Source organism: Listeria costaricensis (assembly GCF_900183385.1).
Classification (GTDB): Bacteria; Bacillota; Bacilli; order Lactobacillales; family Listeriaceae; genus Listeria; species Listeria costaricensis.
Map to the genome: position 1 here is coordinate 319968 of NZ_FXUT01000001.1, position 18310 is coordinate 338277.

At 44.6% G+C, this 18310-nt stretch carries 16 protein-coding genes; 3 read left to right on the forward strand and 13 right to left on the reverse strand.

Features of this window, described 5'->3' with window-relative positions; genetic code table 11:
• Window positions 1-46: 46 nt before the first annotated feature.
• From dnaE to CS921_RS01660, 4 genes are all read right to left on the reverse strand, one after another.
• A complete protein-coding gene (dnaE, locus tag CS921_RS01645; protein ID WP_099221294.1) occupies window positions 47-3367 on the reverse strand; it encodes a DNA polymerase III subunit alpha in 3321 nt (1106 codons plus the stop codon).
• A gap of 90 nt (window positions 3368-3457) precedes the next feature.
• Window positions 3458-4396: a DHH family phosphoesterase gene (locus tag CS921_RS01650; RefSeq protein WP_099221295.1), complete on the reverse strand. Its 939-nt coding sequence runs from the start codon at window positions 4394-4396 to the stop codon at window positions 3458-3460.
• 22 nt (window positions 4397-4418) lie between these two features.
• Window positions 4419-5735 (reverse strand): CBS-HotDog domain-containing transcription factor YtoI, encoded by a 1317-nt coding sequence (ytoI, locus tag CS921_RS01655; protein WP_099221507.1) that lies wholly within the window; start codon window positions 5733-5735, stop codon window positions 4419-4421.
• Between the two features lie 20 nt (window positions 5736-5755).
• Window positions 5756-6439 carry a metal-dependent hydrolase gene (locus tag CS921_RS01660; RefSeq protein WP_099221296.1) on the reverse strand — a complete coding sequence of 228 codons (684 nt, stop codon included), beginning with the start codon at window positions 6437-6439 and terminating at the stop codon, window positions 5756-5758.
• Window positions 6440-6628: 189 nt separating this feature from the next.
• Here CS921_RS01660 and CS921_RS01665 point away from each other — a divergent pair, with 189 nt between their 5' ends.
• Window positions 6629-7723, forward strand: coding sequence for a M24 family metallopeptidase (locus tag CS921_RS01665; RefSeq protein ID WP_099221297.1), 1095 nt, complete (start codon window positions 6629-6631; stop codon window positions 7721-7723).
• A gap of 81 nt (window positions 7724-7804) precedes the next feature.
• Here the strand turns inward: CS921_RS01665 and ald are convergent, their stop codons facing one another.
• Window positions 7805-8926: an alanine dehydrogenase gene (gene ald / locus CS921_RS01670; protein WP_099221298.1), complete on the reverse strand. Its 1122-nt coding sequence runs from the start codon at window positions 8924-8926 to the stop codon at window positions 7805-7807.
• Between the two features lie 246 nt (window positions 8927-9172).
• Here ald and CS921_RS01675 point away from each other — a divergent pair, with 246 nt between their 5' ends.
• The gene (locus tag CS921_RS01675) at window positions 9173-9634 is read left to right on the forward strand and encodes a universal stress protein (RefSeq protein WP_099221299.1); all 462 of its coding nucleotides are present in this window, start codon (window positions 9173-9175) and stop codon (window positions 9632-9634) included.
• A 186-nt stretch (window positions 9635-9820) separates the two neighbouring features.
• Here the strand turns inward: CS921_RS01675 and CS921_RS01680 are convergent, their stop codons facing one another.
• The 5 genes from CS921_RS01680 to sppA form a co-directional block, all read right to left on the reverse strand.
• The gene (locus CS921_RS01680; protein ID WP_099221300.1) at window positions 9821-11017 is read right to left on the reverse strand and encodes an acetate kinase; all 1197 of its coding nucleotides are present in this window, start codon (window positions 11015-11017) and stop codon (window positions 9821-9823) included.
• 9 nt (window positions 11018-11026) lie between these two features.
• On the reverse strand, window positions 11027-12040 hold the full coding sequence (locus CS921_RS01685) for a class I SAM-dependent methyltransferase (protein WP_099221301.1): 1014 nt from the start codon (window positions 12038-12040) through the stop codon (window positions 11027-11029).
• Between the two features lie 256 nt (window positions 12041-12296).
• On the reverse strand, window positions 12297-12794 hold the full coding sequence (tpx, locus tag CS921_RS01690; RefSeq protein WP_099221302.1) for a thiol peroxidase: 498 nt from the start codon (window positions 12792-12794) through the stop codon (window positions 12297-12299).
• A gap of 83 nt (window positions 12795-12877) precedes the next feature.
• Window positions 12878-13399: an RDD family protein gene (locus CS921_RS01695; RefSeq protein WP_099221303.1), complete on the reverse strand. Its 522-nt coding sequence runs from the start codon at window positions 13397-13399 to the stop codon at window positions 12878-12880.
• A gap of 11 nt (window positions 13400-13410) precedes the next feature.
• On the reverse strand, window positions 13411-14430 hold the full coding sequence (sppA, locus tag CS921_RS01700; protein ID WP_099221304.1) for a signal peptide peptidase SppA: 1020 nt from the start codon (window positions 14428-14430) through the stop codon (window positions 13411-13413).
• 167 nt (window positions 14431-14597) lie between these two features.
• Here sppA and CS921_RS01705 point away from each other — a divergent pair, with 167 nt between their 5' ends.
• Window positions 14598-15398 carry an NAD kinase gene (locus CS921_RS01705; RefSeq protein ID WP_099221305.1) on the forward strand — a complete coding sequence of 267 codons (801 nt, stop codon included), beginning with the start codon at window positions 14598-14600 and terminating at the stop codon, window positions 15396-15398.
• Window positions 15399-15443: 45 nt separating this feature from the next.
• Here the strand turns inward: CS921_RS01705 and argF are convergent, their stop codons facing one another.
• The 3 genes from argF to argB are packed head-to-tail and all read right to left on the reverse strand — an operon-like array spanning window position 15444 to window position 18299.
• Window positions 15444-16388 (reverse strand): ornithine carbamoyltransferase, encoded by a 945-nt coding sequence (argF, locus tag CS921_RS01710; protein ID WP_099221306.1) that lies wholly within the window; start codon window positions 16386-16388, stop codon window positions 15444-15446.
• Window positions 16389-16392: 4 nt separating this feature from the next.
• Window positions 16393-17550: an acetylornithine transaminase gene (locus tag CS921_RS01715; RefSeq protein WP_099221307.1), complete on the reverse strand. Its 1158-nt coding sequence runs from the start codon at window positions 17548-17550 to the stop codon at window positions 16393-16395.
• Window positions 17547-18299, reverse strand: coding sequence for an acetylglutamate kinase (argB, locus tag CS921_RS01720; RefSeq protein ID WP_099221308.1), 753 nt, complete (start codon window positions 18297-18299; stop codon window positions 17547-17549). The genes CS921_RS01715 and argB overlap by 4 nt, the downstream gene beginning before the upstream one ends.
• Window positions 18300-18310: the final 11 nt, after the last annotated feature.

Here is an 18310-nt window from a genome sequence, read left to right on the forward strand (position 1 = left end):
TCCACTCTACACTATATCATACTTTTGTTTCTTTTAGGAAATGAAATTATTTTCGGATGACATTTTCGCTGCCTAAAAGCTGACTTAAGTCTTGGCCAAGCTTCTCTGTATAGCGGATCGAAAAGCGGCTTTGAAGCGCAATCGTTTTCTTAGTTGATGGAAAATGGACGATGACGGCTTCTTTTCCTGGTGCGCTTAGTAAAATCTGCTTGACGGCTTCCAGTTGCGCTTCACTAGCAAGTCTTATATAGAGCCGTTTAGGGGGCTCCACATCTTTTAAAAGACTGGCTTCATTTAGCACAAGTTGCAGCTCGCCATTTCGCTCATCTGCTTTTACTTTGGCATAAATGAGCGCCCCTTTTTGCAGAATGGATGCTGCTTTCCGGTAGGTATCAGGGAATACGACAGCACTACGTTCGGCTGTGTCATCACTGATGGTTAAAAAGGCCATCAATTCCCCTTTTTTAGTGCGAATCGTGCGGATTTCATGCACATAGAAACCGACTGCATAAAACTTCCCTTTTTCGACCGACATGAGAGTTGCTGCTTGAAGCTGGCGCAATTTGGCCTGATAAGAAAGAACTGGATGCGAAGAAACATATTGACCGGTAAATTCTTTTTCTTTCTCAAGTTTAATATCCGCGGGCATGGGTTCTACTTCTCTGTAACGCGGTCGTTTACTTGCTTCATCGGCAAAAAGATTCAGTCCCAGTTCATTGTTGCCAAATAGCGCGATATAATCCAGCGCCCCGTCAATGGAGGCAATTAGGACAGCCCGGTCAAGTCCAAATTCATCAAAACAGCCGGCATAGATTAGGCTTTCAAGGATGGGCTGAGTGAGTTGTTTGCTTGGAATTCGTTCACAAAAATCATAGAAGTCTTTGAATGGGCCGCCATTTTTGCGTTCTTCCAGCAGGGCTAAAATAAATTTATTCGGCAACTTGCGAATCACGCGAAAACTGTAGCGAATCGTATCGGTGCCCTCCACAACAAAACCATATTGGCTTTTATTGATGCTTGGGGCCGCCATTTTTAATTGATACTTCTTCGTTTCGGCAATATATTGGCTCATTTTGGTGTCATTGCCGAAGACAGATCCTAGTAAGGCCGCCATAAATTCGGCGGGGAAATGGGCTTTCATGTACGCCAGCTGAAAGGCAATCTTAGAATAGGCGGCCGCGTGACTGCGGTTAAAGCCATAGTTGGCAAATTGGACGATCAGATCATATACTTCATTGGCGTTCTCATCGGAATAACCTTTTTGATGGGCACCGGACACAAAGGCGGCCCGCTGCTCATTTAACACTTCTCGTTTCTTTTTGCTGACCGCTCGTCGCAGTAGATCGGCTTCTCCTAGCGAAAAACCGGCCATTTGACTGGCGACCTGCATGATTTGCTCCTGATAGACGATGACGCCATATGTGACTTCGAGAATCGGCTTCAGGTCTGGATGCGGATAATGTGTGGCTTCTTTCCCATGTTTTCGGGCAATAAAAGTATCAATTTGCTCCATTGGGCCGGGTCGATAGAGGGCGTCTACAGCGACAATATCTTCAAAACTTGTCGGCCCCAGTTTGCGCAAAACGCGTCTAATCCCATCAGATTCAAATTGGAATACGCCCGTTGTGTCGCCTTTTCGGAACAGCTCAAGTGTCAAAGCATCGTTTAATGGGATATCCTGTGGCGTAAGTTGCAGATGACGATGAAAATTAACCGAACGAATCACGCGATCAAGCAGGCTTAAATTTCGGAGTCCTAGAAAGTCCATTTTCAGCAAGCCAATCTGCTCTAGTTCGCCCATGGCAAATTGCGTCAAATTGGCAGAGCCGCTTCCGGTTTGCAAAGGGACCTGCTCGACAAGTGGCCGGTCACTGATGATCACCCCTGCTGCATGGGTGGAAATATGCCGTGGCAGGCCTTCAATCGCTGTGGCAATCTCCCAGATTAATTCGTGCTGCTTATTTTTTTCAATGTGAGCCTGCAAATGCCCATTTTGTTGATAGGCTTTCTGAAGTGTGATCCCCAGCTGGTTGGGAATCTGCTTGGACCACTCGGATAATTGGATCGTATTTAGGCCAAATGTGCGGGCCGTATCCCGAATGGCCGCTTTGGCTGCCAGTGTCCCGAACGTCCCAATCTGCGCAACGTGAGACGGGCCATATTTTTCGACCACATATTGGATTACTTCATCACGGCGGTTATCTGGAAAATCTAAATCGATATCGGGCATGGTGACACGCTCAGGATTTAAAAACCGCTCAAATAAAAGATTATACAGAATCGGATCGACATCTGTGATCTGCAGGACGTAGGCCACAAGGGAACCGGCTGCAGAACCCCGTCCTGGTCCGGTCAAGATGCTAGCTTTACGCGCATAACGCATCACGTCCCACACGATGAGAAAATAGTCGGCAAAGCCCATTTTGGCAATCACGTCCAGCTCATAATCGAGCCGTTCGATATATTCGCGCTGATCAAGGCCGCGTAATTTTAGCCCTTCATAGGCGGTTTGTTTGAGCACTTGGACAGCCGCCTCCTCTGGCGGTAACGGATAACGTGGCAGCAGATGCTGATGCAAGGCGATCTCCGCTTGACAACGTGCTGCAATCCGGCCGTTTTCAGCTAGGGCCTCCTTTTCAAAAGGAGATTGAAAAAGTTCTTCTACTTCTTCCGGGGAAGCAAAGTAAGCCGGGCCGCTCGTTTCCAGATTGGTCCAGTCGATCGTCTCATTATCGCGAATTGCCGTTAAAACACGGTAAGCTTTAACATCTGTTGGCTTTAAGTAGCGCACATTTTTGCTGGCAATAGCTGGATAACCATTTGCTTCTGCGAACGTCGTGATCATTTCACTGTACCGCGTATTGCGTTTTTCCAGCGACAAATAAAAGGCGGTGCCGCCGAACATTTTTTGAAATGTCTCTGCTACTTGGCGGGCGCCGTCTTGATTTTCTTCATGTAAAAGTCTTTCAATTTCTCCTGTGATTCCGGGTGAGATCGCAATCAAGCCTTCTTTATACGAATTCAGCCATTTGAGCGGCAACTCTTCCTTTTCCGCGTGCGTTTTGATGCTGCTGGCGATTTTAAGGAGGTTTTGATAGCCGGATGTTGTCTCGGCAAGTAGCATGAGCTCAAAAGATCGATCACTTAGATAGATGCCGGGAATCTCCACTGTCATGCCGATGATTGGCTTGATCCCCGCCTGCTTGCATTTTGTATAGAACTCACATGCTCCGTATAAAGCATTTTTGTCTGTGATCGCTAGAGCCGGATAATGGTATTCTTTTGCTTTTTGAATCAGCCCGTCGATCGAGGCAGTGCTTGATAAGAGATCATAAGCACTTGCAACCTGTAAATGAACAAACGCCATTATCCTCTCTCCTTTCTTTTCCTCTTTTATTATACCGATTCTTATGCAAAAAAGAAAGTTTGTTCGTATAAAAAAACAGCCTGCAAAAAATCAGGCTGTTTCAAGACAGATGGCAATCAGTTTACGTTTCATCTCATCCATTTCTGCTTGGGTATGAATAGTCGCACCGGATGCAAGCGGATGACCGCCACCGCCGTATTCTTTTGCGAGTTCATTGATTACCGGGCCTTTTGAGCGAAGGCGCGCCCGAATCACATCACCTTCTTGGATAAACATGATCCACGCTTTTAGGCCGACTGCACTGTCGATCACGTTGACCAGTCCGGAAGCTTCGCGCGGGTCCACTTCAAAACGTTTCAGCAACTCTTCGGAAAGAAAAACAGTGGCAGCACCGCTTTCTTCCATTTGGAAATGCTCCAGAATGTAGCCGGCAAGACGTGTCATCGGTAAGGATTGCTCATACAAATGCCGATAAAGTGACGGGCGATCAAATGGAAAATGTACCAGTTTTGCCGTCAAACGGAAAGTCTCGCTAGTGGTGCTTGGATACATAAAACGACCTGTATCTCCTACAATTCCAGCATAGAGAAGGCGCGCCGCTTCTTCGTTTAGTGAAAGCTCCTCTGCAAAAGTCTCATAAAAAGAAACGATCATTTCACTGCAGGATGATGCGCTAGTATCCACCCAGAGTAGGTCTCCATATGGTTCATCATTTGGATGGTGATCGATCTTAATGAGCATCTTCCCTTCTGTATAGCGCCGATCGGAAACGCGCGCCGTATTGGCTGTGTCACAAACAATCACAAGTGCCTGCTGATAAACATCGTCCGCAATTTCGTCCACTTGTCCTAGAAAACGAAGTGACAATTCATCATTTCCAACTGAAAAAACCTGTTTTTCAGGAAAGCTTGCGCGAATGATGGCTGCAAGGCCCATTTGTGAACCGTACGCATCGGGGTCTGGCCGCACATGGCGGTGTAAAATTATCGTATCATGCGCCTTAATGGCTGCTAAGATTTCTTCTTTCATTTTTTCGCCTCAATCTTCTTTTTTATCGTTCCATCATTTGGCAGGCCACGATGGCTTTTCCGGCTAAAATCCCTTCCAGATAAAGCTCAACATCCAGCTTGCCTGCCTTACGCCCCATTTCAAGGACGCGCGGCTTAATGGTCATCGAGGCGTCCATCTGTACCGGTTTCAAATAATACATCGTCACATTTTCAATGACGACATTTCGCTTTTTCATGCTGAATAGTTTTTGTTGCACAACATCACAAACGATTTGCGTGAAAACGCCATATGAAAGCGTTCCGAGTGAGCTTGTCATCTGCGGTGTTACTTTGAATTCATAAACGGCTTCCTCGCCATTTTGGCCGCTGCGTTCCTCTAGTTGCGCCGTGATGGTATCATCAATTGTTTCGCCCACCTGCGGCTGCTTTTGGATCATCTGCATGGATTTTAGAATGTCCTGCCGGCTGACGATGCCGATTAGTGTCAGATCATCTTTTACAACGGGGATCACTTCGATGCTTTCCCAGACCATCATATGTGCGACGGAAGCGACACTCATCTTAGGTCCGACAGTTAGGGGGTTTTTGGTCATAACCCGCTCGATCGAGATGGACGGATTTTTTTCCAAAATATCTTTGCTGGTGATCATTCCGGTTAAACGGAGGCTTTTATTGACGACGGGAAAACGGCTGTGGGAAGTGGCTTCTTGCAGTTTATGCCAATCCTCAACTTTCTGCGTCGTTTCTAAATAGGCCGTTTTATCAAGCGGTGTCAAAATATCTTCTACTAGTACGACTTCTTTTTTAATCAGTTGATCGTAAATGGCCCGATTGATCATGGTTGCAACCGTAAAGGTATCATAGGATGTGGATAAAATCGGCAGTTCCTTTTGATCAGCCAGTCTTTTCACTTCATCGCTCGTATCAAAACCACCTGTAATCAGAACAGCCGCGCCGCGTTGGAGTGCCAGTTCATGCGCTGAGACACGGTTTCCGACAATCAGTAGGTTGCCCGCTTCCGTGTAACGTTCCATCGCTTCGACGGTCATCGCCCCAATCACAAATTTATTGAGCGATTTATAGAGCCCTTCACGACCGCCCAGCACCTGTCCGTCAATCATATTCACGATTTCAGCAAATGTCAGCTTCTCAATGCTGTCTTTTTGTTTGCGTTCAATCCGGAGCGTTCCGACACGCTTAATGGTCGACACGAAACCGATAATCTCTGCATCCTTGATGGCGCGATAAGCTGTCCCTTCACTGACGGAAAGATTTTTGGCGATTTTACGGACGGAAATTTTTTCGCCAACTGCGAGATTTTCAATGTATTTCAGTATTTGCTCATGTTTTGTCGCCACATTTTTCACCTATCCTGTTCCTAAAGTTCGATTTCATCACCGATCTCCATGACTTTCCCCTGAATGCCTTCTGAAAGTGAGTCGGCAAATTTGTACGGATCCTGCTCAATCAGCGGGAATGTGTTGTAATGCATAGGAACGACGATTTTCGCTTGAAGAAAATCAGCTGCGATTTTGGCATCTTCAGGTCCCATCGTGAAGTTATCCCCAATCGGCAAGAAGGCAAGTGCAAGCGGATGAAGCTCGCCAATCAGTTTCATATCAGAAAATAATCCGGTGTCACCGGCATGGTAAATGTTTTGTCCTTCCAGATGAAGAATGATTCCGGTCGGTAGGCCTAAATTGATCAACTGCCCATCCACAATCGTGGCCGATCCGTGGAAGGCCTGTGTTAATTTAATCCAGCCGAAATCAAAAGTACGTTTGCCGCCAATATGCATAGGGGCGATGTTTTCAAGTCCCTGCAAGCTTAAATATAGGGCCAATTCGTTATTGCAAATAATCGTAGCGCCAGATTGCTTGGCTAGTTGAACTGTATCACCAACATGATCATCATGTCCATGAGACAGGATGATATAATCCGGCATTTCCTCGGCCACACGAAGGTCACATTTTTCATTTCCGGAAATAAAAGGATCAATCAAAATCGTTTTGTCCTTTGTGACTATTTTGATGCAAGACTGCCCGTGAAATGAGATGTTCATTTTCCTCGACTTCCTTCCTTAAATAAAAATCTGTATTTGTCGTTTTCTGTTCTATTATAGCACAGAGCAAAATGAAGATACAGTTTCCCTTCTCTCGCACCTGATGATTCCCCACTTTTGTGAAGCCTGCCATTTCAAAGAATTCGTGGTATGATAAGAAGGAGATTATTTGTGAAAGAAGGATGACTTATGGAAAAGAATATCGATGTACTGCAAGAATGGTTGCAGGGACAGGACGCAGAAGCAGCATTTATCACAAACCCGGAGAATGTAGCTTATTTTGCCGGTTATCACAGCGAACCTCATGAACGTGTTTTGGGACTAGCTGTTTTTCCAGATGCGGAACCATTTCTTTTTGTTCCGGGACTCGAAATGGAAGATGCCAGTGGAAGTGATTTTCATCATGAAGTTTACGGTTACAGCGATACAGAGGATCCTTGGCGTATCATTGCAGAACAAATCAAAAAACGGGCACCGCATGCAAAGAAAATCGCAATTGAAAAGTCACATATGAGTGTAGATCGTTTCGAGGCGTTATCCGGTCATTTCCCTCATACAATCTTTATTCCAATTGAAGAAAAAATCCAAATGATCCGTGTTATCAAAACGCCTGAGGAAATCAAGATTATGAAGGAAGCAGCTTTACTGGCTGATGAAGCGGTAAAAATCGGGATTGCTGAAATTGCGGTAGGACGTACGGAAGCAGAAATCGTAGCAAAAATCGATTATGAAATGAAGAAAAAAGGTGTCAGCGGCATGAGTTTTGAAACGATGGTACTGACGGGTAAAAATGGGGCACTTCCGCATGGGACGCCTGGTCAGACAAAAATTCAAAAAGGCGATTTGGTCCTCTTTGATTTAGGTGTCGTTCACAAGGGTTACTGCTCAGATACTACAAGAACGGTTGCTTTTGGCGAGGTTTCAGATGAACAGAAAAAAATCTACGAAACTGTTCTAAAAGCACAACTGGCAGCCATTGAAAAAGTCAAAGCCGGTGCTCTTGCAAAAGAAATCGATCTGACGGCCCGCAATATTATTCGTGAAGCTGGTTATGGTGACTACTTCCCTCACCGTTTGGGACATGGTCTAGGAGCGAGTGTCCATGAATTCCCTTCGATTACGGAAACCAATGAATTGCCACTTCAAGAAAATATGGTCTTCACGATCGAACCCGGTATCTATGTGCCAGGTGTTGCTGGTGTCAGAATTGAGGATGACATTGTTGTAACGGCAAACGGTTGCGAAATCCTAACCGAATTTACGAAAGAACTTTACTATGTATAAATAATTTTTTGCCTAAATAATAAAAGAAGCAAGTTGGAGAACAGCCGTTTAAGGCATCTCCTTCTTGCTTCTTTTTTGATATCAGTCGTTTTGAAGTAGTGGAGCCAGTTCATGATAGTCATAGCCTAAACTGTCTGCCACGGCTTTATAAGTAATAAAGCCGTCAAATGTATTCACACCGCGATAAAGATGGGGGTCTTCTTTGGCTGCCTGAACAATCCCCTTTTTCGCTAGTTTCAAGCCAAACTGTAAGGTGGCATTTGTGAGCGCAATCGTGGAGGTTCTTGGGACAGCTCCCGGCATATTTGCCACCGCGTAATGAACGACTCCATGCTTGATGTAGGTTGGCTGGTCATGGGTGGTCACTCGGTCGCTCGTTTCAAAAATGCCGCCTTGGTCAATGGCAATATCCACCAGAACGGCGCCCGGCTTCATTTGCTTCACCATCTCTTCTTTCACAAGTTTTGGCGCTTTGGCCCCCGGAATCAAAACGGCCCCGATCACGAGGTCAGATGCTTTGACAGATTGCTCAATATTAAAATCATTACTCATCAACGTGGTAATATCATGACCAAAAATATCATCTAATTCGCGCAGTCGCTGCAGATTCAAATCGAGAATGGTCACTTTGGCCCCCAACCCGATCGCGATTTTCGCCGCATTCGTTCCTACCATGCCCCCGCCGATAATCGTTACCTGACTGCGGTCAACACCAGGAACGCCACCAAGCAGAACCCCCATGCCGCCATGTATTTTTTGCAAAAACTGTGCGCCAATCTGAGTGGCCATTCGCCCCGCCACTTCGCTCATTGGACTTAGAAGCGGTAAAGAGTGATCCTCCAGCTCCACCGTTTCATAAGCAACAGCTCGTACTTTTTTATCAAGCAAGGCCTTTGTCAGTGCCGGCTCATTGGCCAAATGAAGATACGTGAAAAGCAGGAGTCCTTCACGGAAATAGTCATATTCAGATGCAATCGGCTCTTTGACTTTGACGACCATTTCAGCCTCCCATGCTTCTTTGGCTGTCTCGACAAGCGTGGCACCTGCTTGTTCATAATCACTATCGTGGAAATTCGACCCTTCGCCCGCCCCTTTTTCAATTTTGACCGTGTGTCCTGCATTCACATAAGAAAGAACACTTGCCGGCGTCATTGCCACGCGATTTTCATTATTTTTAATTTCTTTCGGTACCCCAATGATCATCGTCATTCTCTCCTTCATAGGTATAAAAACCCACAGTTAATCGCTTACATTTGTATACTAACACATTGGTCCTAAATTGCACAAATACAAGGGACTATTTTGGGGGAGATTTTATTTCAGTAAATCAGCACTTCCTTTTTTTGACATTTTTTTAAATTTCTTCTTTTTTTAATGGTTGTTTCTGAGAAAAAAGGGTAAAATAAGGAGAGAACAAAAATAGATAATTTCCTTTGGGAGGGATTGTAAATGTTACAACAATACAAAAGAGTACTCGTAGCAGTGGATGGATCGAAGGAAGCTGAAAGAGCCTTTCAAAAAGCGATTCAAGTAGCCAAAAGAAATGACGCCACTTTAGGTTTGGTGCATGTCATCGATACACGTGCTTTCTCTTCTGTTGCGAACTATGACACGAGCATGGCTGATAAGGCAACTGAATATGCGGATGAACTTTTAAGCGGTTATAAAGAAGATGCTTCTAAAGCTGGCGTTGCTAGTATCGAAACCTATATTGAATATGGTTCGCCAAAAACTGCCATTACAAAAGAAGCCGCAAAAGCATTCCAAGCTGACTTGATCATGTGTGGTGCGACAGGTCTTAATGCCGTTGAACGTTTACTCATCGGTAGTGTATCTGAATACATTATCCGCCATTCCCCATGTGATGTTCTAGTCGTTCGTAATGATATTCCTGAATATGAAGCTGAATAAGCAAATCGTAAGTTTGGCCCGTAACCGCTAGTTGGTTGCGGGTTTTTTATTTAGGGGCATCAAATGCGCGGCCGGACCAGTCGACATAAGAAGGAAGGCCACACTCATTTCATACAAAAAAACCGGAAATGGAACCCGCCTTTTGTTCAAAGGAAGATTCGATTTCCGGTTTCTATTTATAATGACTTATGCACGTTCTGCTTTGATTTTTTCAACGTCACGAGCAATCATTAATTCTTCATTTGTTGGAATAACAATCACTTTGACTGGTGAATGCGGGAAGTTAAGGAAGGCTTCTTCACCATGCACTTGGTTCAAAGCTTTATCCCAGTAAACACCCATGAATTCTAAGCCATGAAGAACTTTTTCACGAATGAATGCACTGTTTTCACCGATACCAGCTGTGAAAATGATGGCATCAACACCGTTCATACGAGCAGCATAAGAACCGATATATTTGTGGATACGATCAACAAACACTTCTAATGCCAAATCAGCACGTTCGTTTCCTTCAGAAGCTGCTTTTTCAAGGTCGCGAAGATCCGATGAAATACCAGATACACCTAGCATACCGGATTCTTTATTCAGCACGTCCAGCACTTGTTCAGCTGTTTTACCTGTTTTTTCCATGATAAATGGAATCAAGGCTGGGTCAATGTTCCCGGAACGAGTTCCCATTGAAACCCCTGCAAGCGGTGTGAAGCCCATGGAAGTATCCATTGATTTGCCGCCTTCGATTGCCGCAATACTTGCACCGTTACCTAAGTGACAAGTTAAAAGACGAAGCTCTTCTACAGGACGGCCTAAAAGTTCAGCGGCGCGTTCGGAAACGTATTTATGACTTGTACCGTGGAAGCCGTATTTACGAATGCCGTAATCTTCATAGTAGCTGTAAGGCAAGCTGTAAAGGTAGCTTTCCGGTGGCATCGTTTGGTGGAAAGCAGTATCAAAAACGGCTACCGAAACGATGTCCGGAAGAACTTTTTTGAATGCTTTAATGCCTGTTGCATTCGCTGGATTATGAAGAGGTGCCAGTTCAGACAACGCTTCAATATCGCGAATAACTTGGTCGTCAATATAAACAGATTCAGGGAATTTTTCGCCGCCGTGTACAACACGATGTCCCACACCTGTAATTTCGTCAAAGCTTTTGATGATGTTATGAGAAATCAGTTTGTTAAGTAGCATTTGTACAGCTACTTCGTGATCGGGAATATCCACGACTTCTGTCACTTTTTCGCCATCAACAGTGATGGTAAAAATCGAATCTTTCAAACCGATTCGTTCAACGATTCCTTTTGTGATGACCTCTTCAGAAGGCATGTCGTAAAGTTGAAATTTCAAAGAAGAACTACCAGCGTTAATTGCAATTGTTTTTTCCATTGTGTTTATTCAATTCCCTTCATGTGTATTATCTTCCAACCAACTATCAATCTGCTTTAAAATCGGCGCAAGTTCATGCGGATTCGTCAAGCTTGGAATATTGGCAAGAAGAACCTCTTTCGGTGCTTTGATGTCAGCACCTTTCTTTTGTAAAATCAGAATATTTTTCCGCGCTTGCTCAGTTTTGAACAGTGTATCCGGCAGCTTTAAAATGCCGAGCGTATGACCATATTTTTTAATGACACGGTCAAGCTTTGCGAAATCAGCTGTTTCAAACATGCGTTCCGGAACTAGGAAAAATAAGTAGCCACCTGGTTTTGTATAACGAAGCCCCTGCTCAATCAATAAAAAATGAGCAAAAGAGTGGCCCTCTTCGTGTGCTGCTTCAAAATCAGCTGCACGTGCATCATCTGGATAATACCCGATTGGCAAATCACTTGCGACGACGTCCACCGGGTCGACAAGTAAATTGGCAAGGCCATCCTGATGCAGGAATGTTGTCTCCAAACCTTGCAGGTCAGAGCCTACTAGCGCAAGCGAAATCAGCAGATCGTCCACCTCGACACCTGTTGCATGCACATCTTTTTTACCGTCCATTTTCAATTGATTGACAATTGTGGATAGCAAATTGGCTGTGCCACATGCAGGATCTAAAAGAGCGATTTTCTGCGTTTTCCGCATGACCTTTTCGACCAAATAAGCAATGATAAAGCCGATCGAGTCAGGCGTCATTTGATGATTGGTTTGGATACCGTGTTTCATGCCTTTTAAGAGCGCTAGTTGGAAACTTTTACGGATTTCTTCTGGCGCATATTCTTTTAAGTCAATCTCACGATAGCGTTCCGCAAGTTTGGCCGCTTCTTTTTCAGAAAGCTCTTCAGTTTGAAGGACTTCTTGCTGGAACAAATTCTCGCTTGTTTCATAAACCGCTTCCAAGTAGCTCATTTCAAGTGCATTTTGCAAAATGATGGCTGTATCATCCAAGACCTGAAACAGTTCTTCTGGAGTTCCGCTATTCGCCAAAAGTAACACCTCTATTATTCTTCATTACTAACACCAAAAATCATTATACCGCATTTACTGTGAACTTAAAAGCATTTATCGAAAAAACTACTATAATACAGTTTGTTTTTCACAAGTAATACAGATTAATACAGATTTCATCAAAAAAGAAACTAAAATCAAGTGATCACCATTTCCATAAATGGCGCTAATCCTTGACTTTAGCTTCTCCTATTTTTCAATTATCTACCAGCTGCCTCGACTTGTCGCCATATTTTCAGGCGTTTTTCGCTGCTTCGATGGCTTTTTCATAATCTGGGTGATTGGTTCCTTCAGATACATATTCAGCGTAAATAATTGTGTCATCCGCATCGACTACAAACACTGATCGTGCTAAGAGACGCAATTCTTTCATCACGACACCATAAGCGGTGCCAAACGACAAATCACGATGATCAGATAGGGTGACAACATTTGGTAGCCCTTCAGCGGCACACCATTTCTTTTGCGCGAACGGTAAATCGACGGAAACTGTCAAAACAACTGTATTGGATAGATCACCTGCTTCTTCGTTAAAACGGCGCGTCTGCTTGGAACAAACGCTAGTATCAATCGATGGTACGACACTGATAATTTTCACCTTTCCAGCAAAATCTTTCAGTGTGACAGGTGCCGAGTCCTGATCCAACACGGTAAAATCAGGTGCTTGATCACCCGCTTGACGTTCTTCGCCAATCAGCGTCATTTTATTGCCTTTAAATGTCACATTTGCCATATCCGTTACCCCCTTGAGAAATCTTTCATCTTCTATTTTAAAGAAATTCTGGTCGGGTGACGAGTCATCTGCTTACTGGGTGTTTAAAGAGCTTCTTCCCAGTCTTGATTTTTCTGTAAAAATGATTCATGAACGACGGTTGTCTGCTCAAATAAATCATGAATTCCTTGTTTTTTAGGCGTAAAAGCGACCACAAGATACAAGGGCCAGACTATTTTTTGAATAAAACGCCAGATCCCCTCGCGAAAGAATACATTCCCCCATGTGAGTGGCTTTTTATCAGCGCGAATCACTTTCAGCCCGAAAAGCATTTTGCCGAGGGTTTGATTGAATCGCTTGGTCATCAGAATAAAATAAGCGATAAACAGCAAGGCCGTCAAAGCTCCATAGAGTGAAAAAATACCGCCGTTTACCGGGTGATGTAGCAAACGAAAAATCGGTCGGATCAAAATTCCTGTCAGGGCTGAGGCCGTTAATAGATCCACTAAATAGGCTAAAAAACGCAACCAAAAGCCGGCACAGTAAACTTTGTCCAACGATTCAAACGGGGCCTGCTTCTTTTCATAGTGATAGACTGGGCGATTTTTTTCGATAGATTGTTCCACCTGTCCTCACCTCAATTCCCATACAGGTACATCATGCGCGGCGCTTCCATGGTACCCATCTGTTTCATTAGTGTGACGATATCTGCATTTTCTGATTGGGAAAGTCCAGCTGCTGCCGTTTGGAATAATGATTCGAGACCGCCCGTTCCATTTTCATACTCCATCACTGTAGCATTTGTCAGGTTTTGTTCCTTTTTGAGCGACTGCAAGGCATCTTCCTTGTAACCAAACTCATCCACAAGCCCATTTTCCTGCGCTTGTTTTCCGTCATAAATTCGACCGTCTGCAATTTCACGCACCTGTTCTTCAGTCATATCGCGTCCCTCTGCGACAACCTTAACAAATTCGTTATAAGAGTCATCGATCATCGACTGCATGATCGCTTTTTCTTCTTCTGTCATCGGCCGGGAGCTGCTCATAATATCTTTATGTGCCCCACTTTTAATCGTGTTATCGGAAATGCCGACTTTTTTCATTAGTTCGCTATAGTCATAGCCTTGCATGATCACACCGATCGATCCGGTCATGGTTTCTTTTGCAGCGAAAATTTTATCTGCAGGTGCGGAAATATAATATCCACCTGATGCCGCCATACTTCCCATGGACACATATACAGGGATTTTTCTTTCTTTTTTAATTTCCAGAATTTTATCGCGAATCTGCGCCGATTCCATGACACCTCCGCCTGGCGAATTCACATAGAGCAGAATCCCTTTTACACTTGGATCATGTTTGATCGTTTCAAGCTGCTCCATGAAAAAAGAATGATTATACCCGGATGAACTGAATAAGGAAGTGGTCTCCCCTGTATCCTGAATCGTCCCTTCCACTGATAGGACAGCAATTTTATCGTGACTTCCCTCTTCAATCACTTTTTCCGTTAGTTCATTGGTAGATAAAATACTGCTGAGCGCGCTTGTGGTGGTTTCCTTTTCTTCCGTTGCCAGAAGGGTGGAAGTTACTTTTGTGATGCCTGCCACAACAAGCAAAACAGCCAGTATTCCCAGCGCGATCCATCTTTTTGCACTCATCTTTTTCTCCCCTTTTCCTTTGAATTACCTTCAGTTTAGCAGTTCTAGTATCAAATCACAAACAGCTTCTGAACAATTGATCAAATTTGGCATCCCATTTTATTCAAAAAGGAAATGGACAGCAAGTCATGTTATAATAAACACAAACCTACACTGGAGGGATTTTTGTGACGAAAACCACTTTTTACTTTTCCTACCGAAAAACAGAAGAATTACATGCGAAGGCAAAAGAATTAAAAAAGTTTACCTTGGATTACGGCTTTGCACTGACAGATGACTATCGTAAGGCAGATGTGATTATCAGTATTGGTGGAGATGGCGCATTCTTAAAATCCGTGCGTGAAACACAATTCCGTCAAGATTGCCTCTATGCTGGAATTGCGCTTACTGAACAACTTGGTCAGTACTGCGACTTTCATATCAATGAGCTGGAGGAAATTATCAAGGCAACTGCTGAAAAACGCTGGCTGGTGCGGCGCTATCCGACCATTTACGGAACGGTCAACAATACCAAGGCTTTCTATGTATTAAATGAATTCAATATTCGTTCATCAATTATTCGGACTTTGACAATGGATCTCTATATTAATGACAGTCATTTTGAAACATTCCGTGGGGATGGCATGGTGATTTCAACTCCTACCGGCAGTACGGCTTACAATAAATCGTCTGGCGGCTCGATTGTGGATCCACTATTACCGTCTATGCAGGTGAGCGAGCTGGCTTCCCTGAATAATAATAAATTCCGCACACTGGGATCCTCTTTTATCTTAAGTCCAAAACGGAAGCTAAAACTGAAGATTGGTTCGGAAGGCAATAATGAATTCCCGCTGATTGGCATGGACAGTGAGGCGCTTAGCATTCAGCATGTTCATGAAATCAACTTGGAGGTAGGCGACCGCTTCATTAATATCATTAAGCTTCCCGATAATTCTTTCTGGGATAAAGTGAAACGAAACTTCTTATAAAAAATGGCAGCTGGCCTTGATTCTTTTCAAAGCGAGCTGCCATTTTTAATTTTCCAATGTTAGGGCTAAAAGGGCTTTTTGGGCATGCAGTCGATTGGCCGCCTGTTCGTAAACCAGTGAATGCGGGCCATCAATTACAGCTTCTGTAACCTCTTCGCCGCGATGTGCTGGCAAGCAGTGCAAAAAGCCATAATCTGTCTTGGCACCGGCTGCCAGTTCTTCATTAATTTGATACTTTTCAGCAAAGGCTTGAAAACGCGACTGATTTTCCTTTTCCTGTCCCATACTTGTCCAGACGTCTGTATAGATAAAATCTACTTCTTGAACGGCTTCTACTGGATCATTGGTCAGCTGAATAACCGACTTGCTTTCTTTGGCTAATTTTTGGGCCTGATCCAGGATTTTTTGGTCAATTTCATAGCCGACAGGTGTGGCGATACGTATATTGACGCCCACTAGAGTAGCAGCCAGAAGCAGAGAATGACAGACGTTGTTCCCATCTCCCACATAAGCAAGTTCCACGCCCTGAAAATGATCTTTTATTTCATAAATCGTCAGGAGATCTGCCAAAGCCTGACACGGGTGATGCAGATCGGTTAAACCATTGATGATTGGAATGGCGGCGTGTTCGGCTAGTTCTTCTACTTCCTGATGACTGAATGTCCGAATCATAATGGCGTCGATATAGCGGCTCATGACATTCGCGGTATCTTTGATCGGTTCCCCACGTCCAATTTGCAGCTCTTTGCCGTTCATAACGATCGCTTGTCCGCCAAGCTGAAGCATGCCCGCTTCAAAAGAAACTCTCGTTCGTGTGGAAGGCTTATCAAAAATCATCCCAAGAATTTTTCCGCTAAGCACGTGCCGGTAGTGACTCGGATTTGTTTTCATTGCCAGGGCCAATTTGATCAAATGAATGATCTCGTCTTTGTCCCATTCGAGTAAGGTCAGCATATCTTTTCCGTACATTTCTTTTTCTTCCACCAACATATCATCACTCTCCTATTTTCACCGATAATAAAGTATCCTCTAAAATTGCCACCGCTTGATCCAGTTCGTCATAGCTGACCGTAAGTGGAGGTAAAATACGCAGCACTTGGCGATCTTTGCCGGCTGTCAAAACGAGTAGGCCCTGGCTTTGCAGCGTCTCAATCTGTGCTTGCAAAGGGGCTTTCATCACAATTCCAAGCATGAGTCCTTCCCCTCTAATCGCTTCGACATATGGGCTTTTGGCGATATTCTGCTCAAGGGACGTGCGGAAATAGTCTCCTTTTGCTTGGACTTCTTCTAGAAATCCCGGTTCATGCAGCAGGTCTAATACGACAGTAGCGGCCGATAGCGCTACAGGATTTCCGCCAAAAGTCGAGCCGTGACTGCCATATCCGAAGGCTTCAGCTAGTGTCTGTTTGCCAATCATGGCACCAATCGGCAGCCCGTTGCCGAGAGCTTTGGCGACTGTGATTATGTCCGGTTCAAGTCCGCTGTACTGATAGGCAAATTTTTTACCGGTTCGACCAATGCCCGTTTGAATTTCATCTATGATGAGTAAAGCACCGACTTGTTTGGCTTGCTGGGCCACTGCGAGTAGCCAGGCAGTTTCAGCAGGTTGAACGCCGCCCTCTCCTTGGATGATTTCCAGCATGACGGCAGCTGTTTCAGCGGTAATCAACTCGGCCAGTCCATGCCCATCATTATAAATGCCATATGTGAAATGCGGTAGCAAGGTGCCAAAGCCGTCCTGAATTTTCGGCTGACCGGTTGCTGTCATGGCGCCGAATGTCCGACCATGAAAGGAGTTTTGAAAGCTTACGATGCCATCACGTCCAGTTGCTTTACGTGCCAGCTTTAAGGCTGCCTCATTGGCTTCTGCACCACTATTGGCAAAGTAAACCGCATAGCTGGCATCTGGAATCAGCTTTTTCGCGACTTCTTCCTGCAAAGAGCTTTCAAAAAGATTGGAGGTATGCCAGATTTTTGAGAGCTGCTCTTCAATGGCCTTTTTAATTCGCACAGTTCCATGACCAAAGCTTGTGACTCCAATGCCGCTTGTAAAATCCAAGTATTCTTTCCCCGTTTGATCGATCACATGTGTGCCTTCCCCTTTTACAAGTTCCAGTGGAAAGCGCTGATAGGTTGGAAATAAAAAACTCATAAACTATGCACCTCACTTTTTATCCTCGTGCCTGAATGATGGAGATCGTCGGTGATATAGACAGCTTGCACATTTTGCTGTAAGGCGGTACTGGCACTTTTCAGTTTGGGCTCCATGCCGCCAGTTACGATGCCCTGTTTGATCAATGTGGCGATCCGTTTGGTAGAAAGTTGCGCCGCTACCTGTCCCTCTATTTTTACACCCGGGACATCGGTTAAAAGGTAAAGTCGTTCAGCATGTAAGGCGCCAGCAATGGCACAGGCGGCCATATCTGCGTTTACATTCAGCCAATTCCCACCTGCATCCATCCCTAGTGGAGCAATGACCGTCATCAAGTCGGATTCGAGTAAATTTTCGAGCAGTTCCGTTTTCACCCGCGTGATTTCTCCGACTAGACCAATCGCTGGTTCTGTGATTGGCACGGCTGTCAGCAATCCGTCATCTGCTGCACTCAGGCCAATTGCTTTGAACCCATTTCTTTTAAGCTTTGTCATAATAGTGGGCTGAACCTGGCCGATCAGCACCATACGCGTTACTTCCAGCGCCTTTTTATTTGTAACACGCAAGCCTTGATGCGTGGCGATTGGGAGATTTAATTTTTGCATCATCGTCGAAATATAATGCCCGCCGCCATGAACAAGGACGATTTTTTTTCCATTTTCTTGCCAGAGACGGATTTTCTCGAAAAAATTTTCTGTCAGCGCGTCGCTTGCGGCACCACCGATTTTGATCACAATCACATCTTCCATTTTTTCCTCCC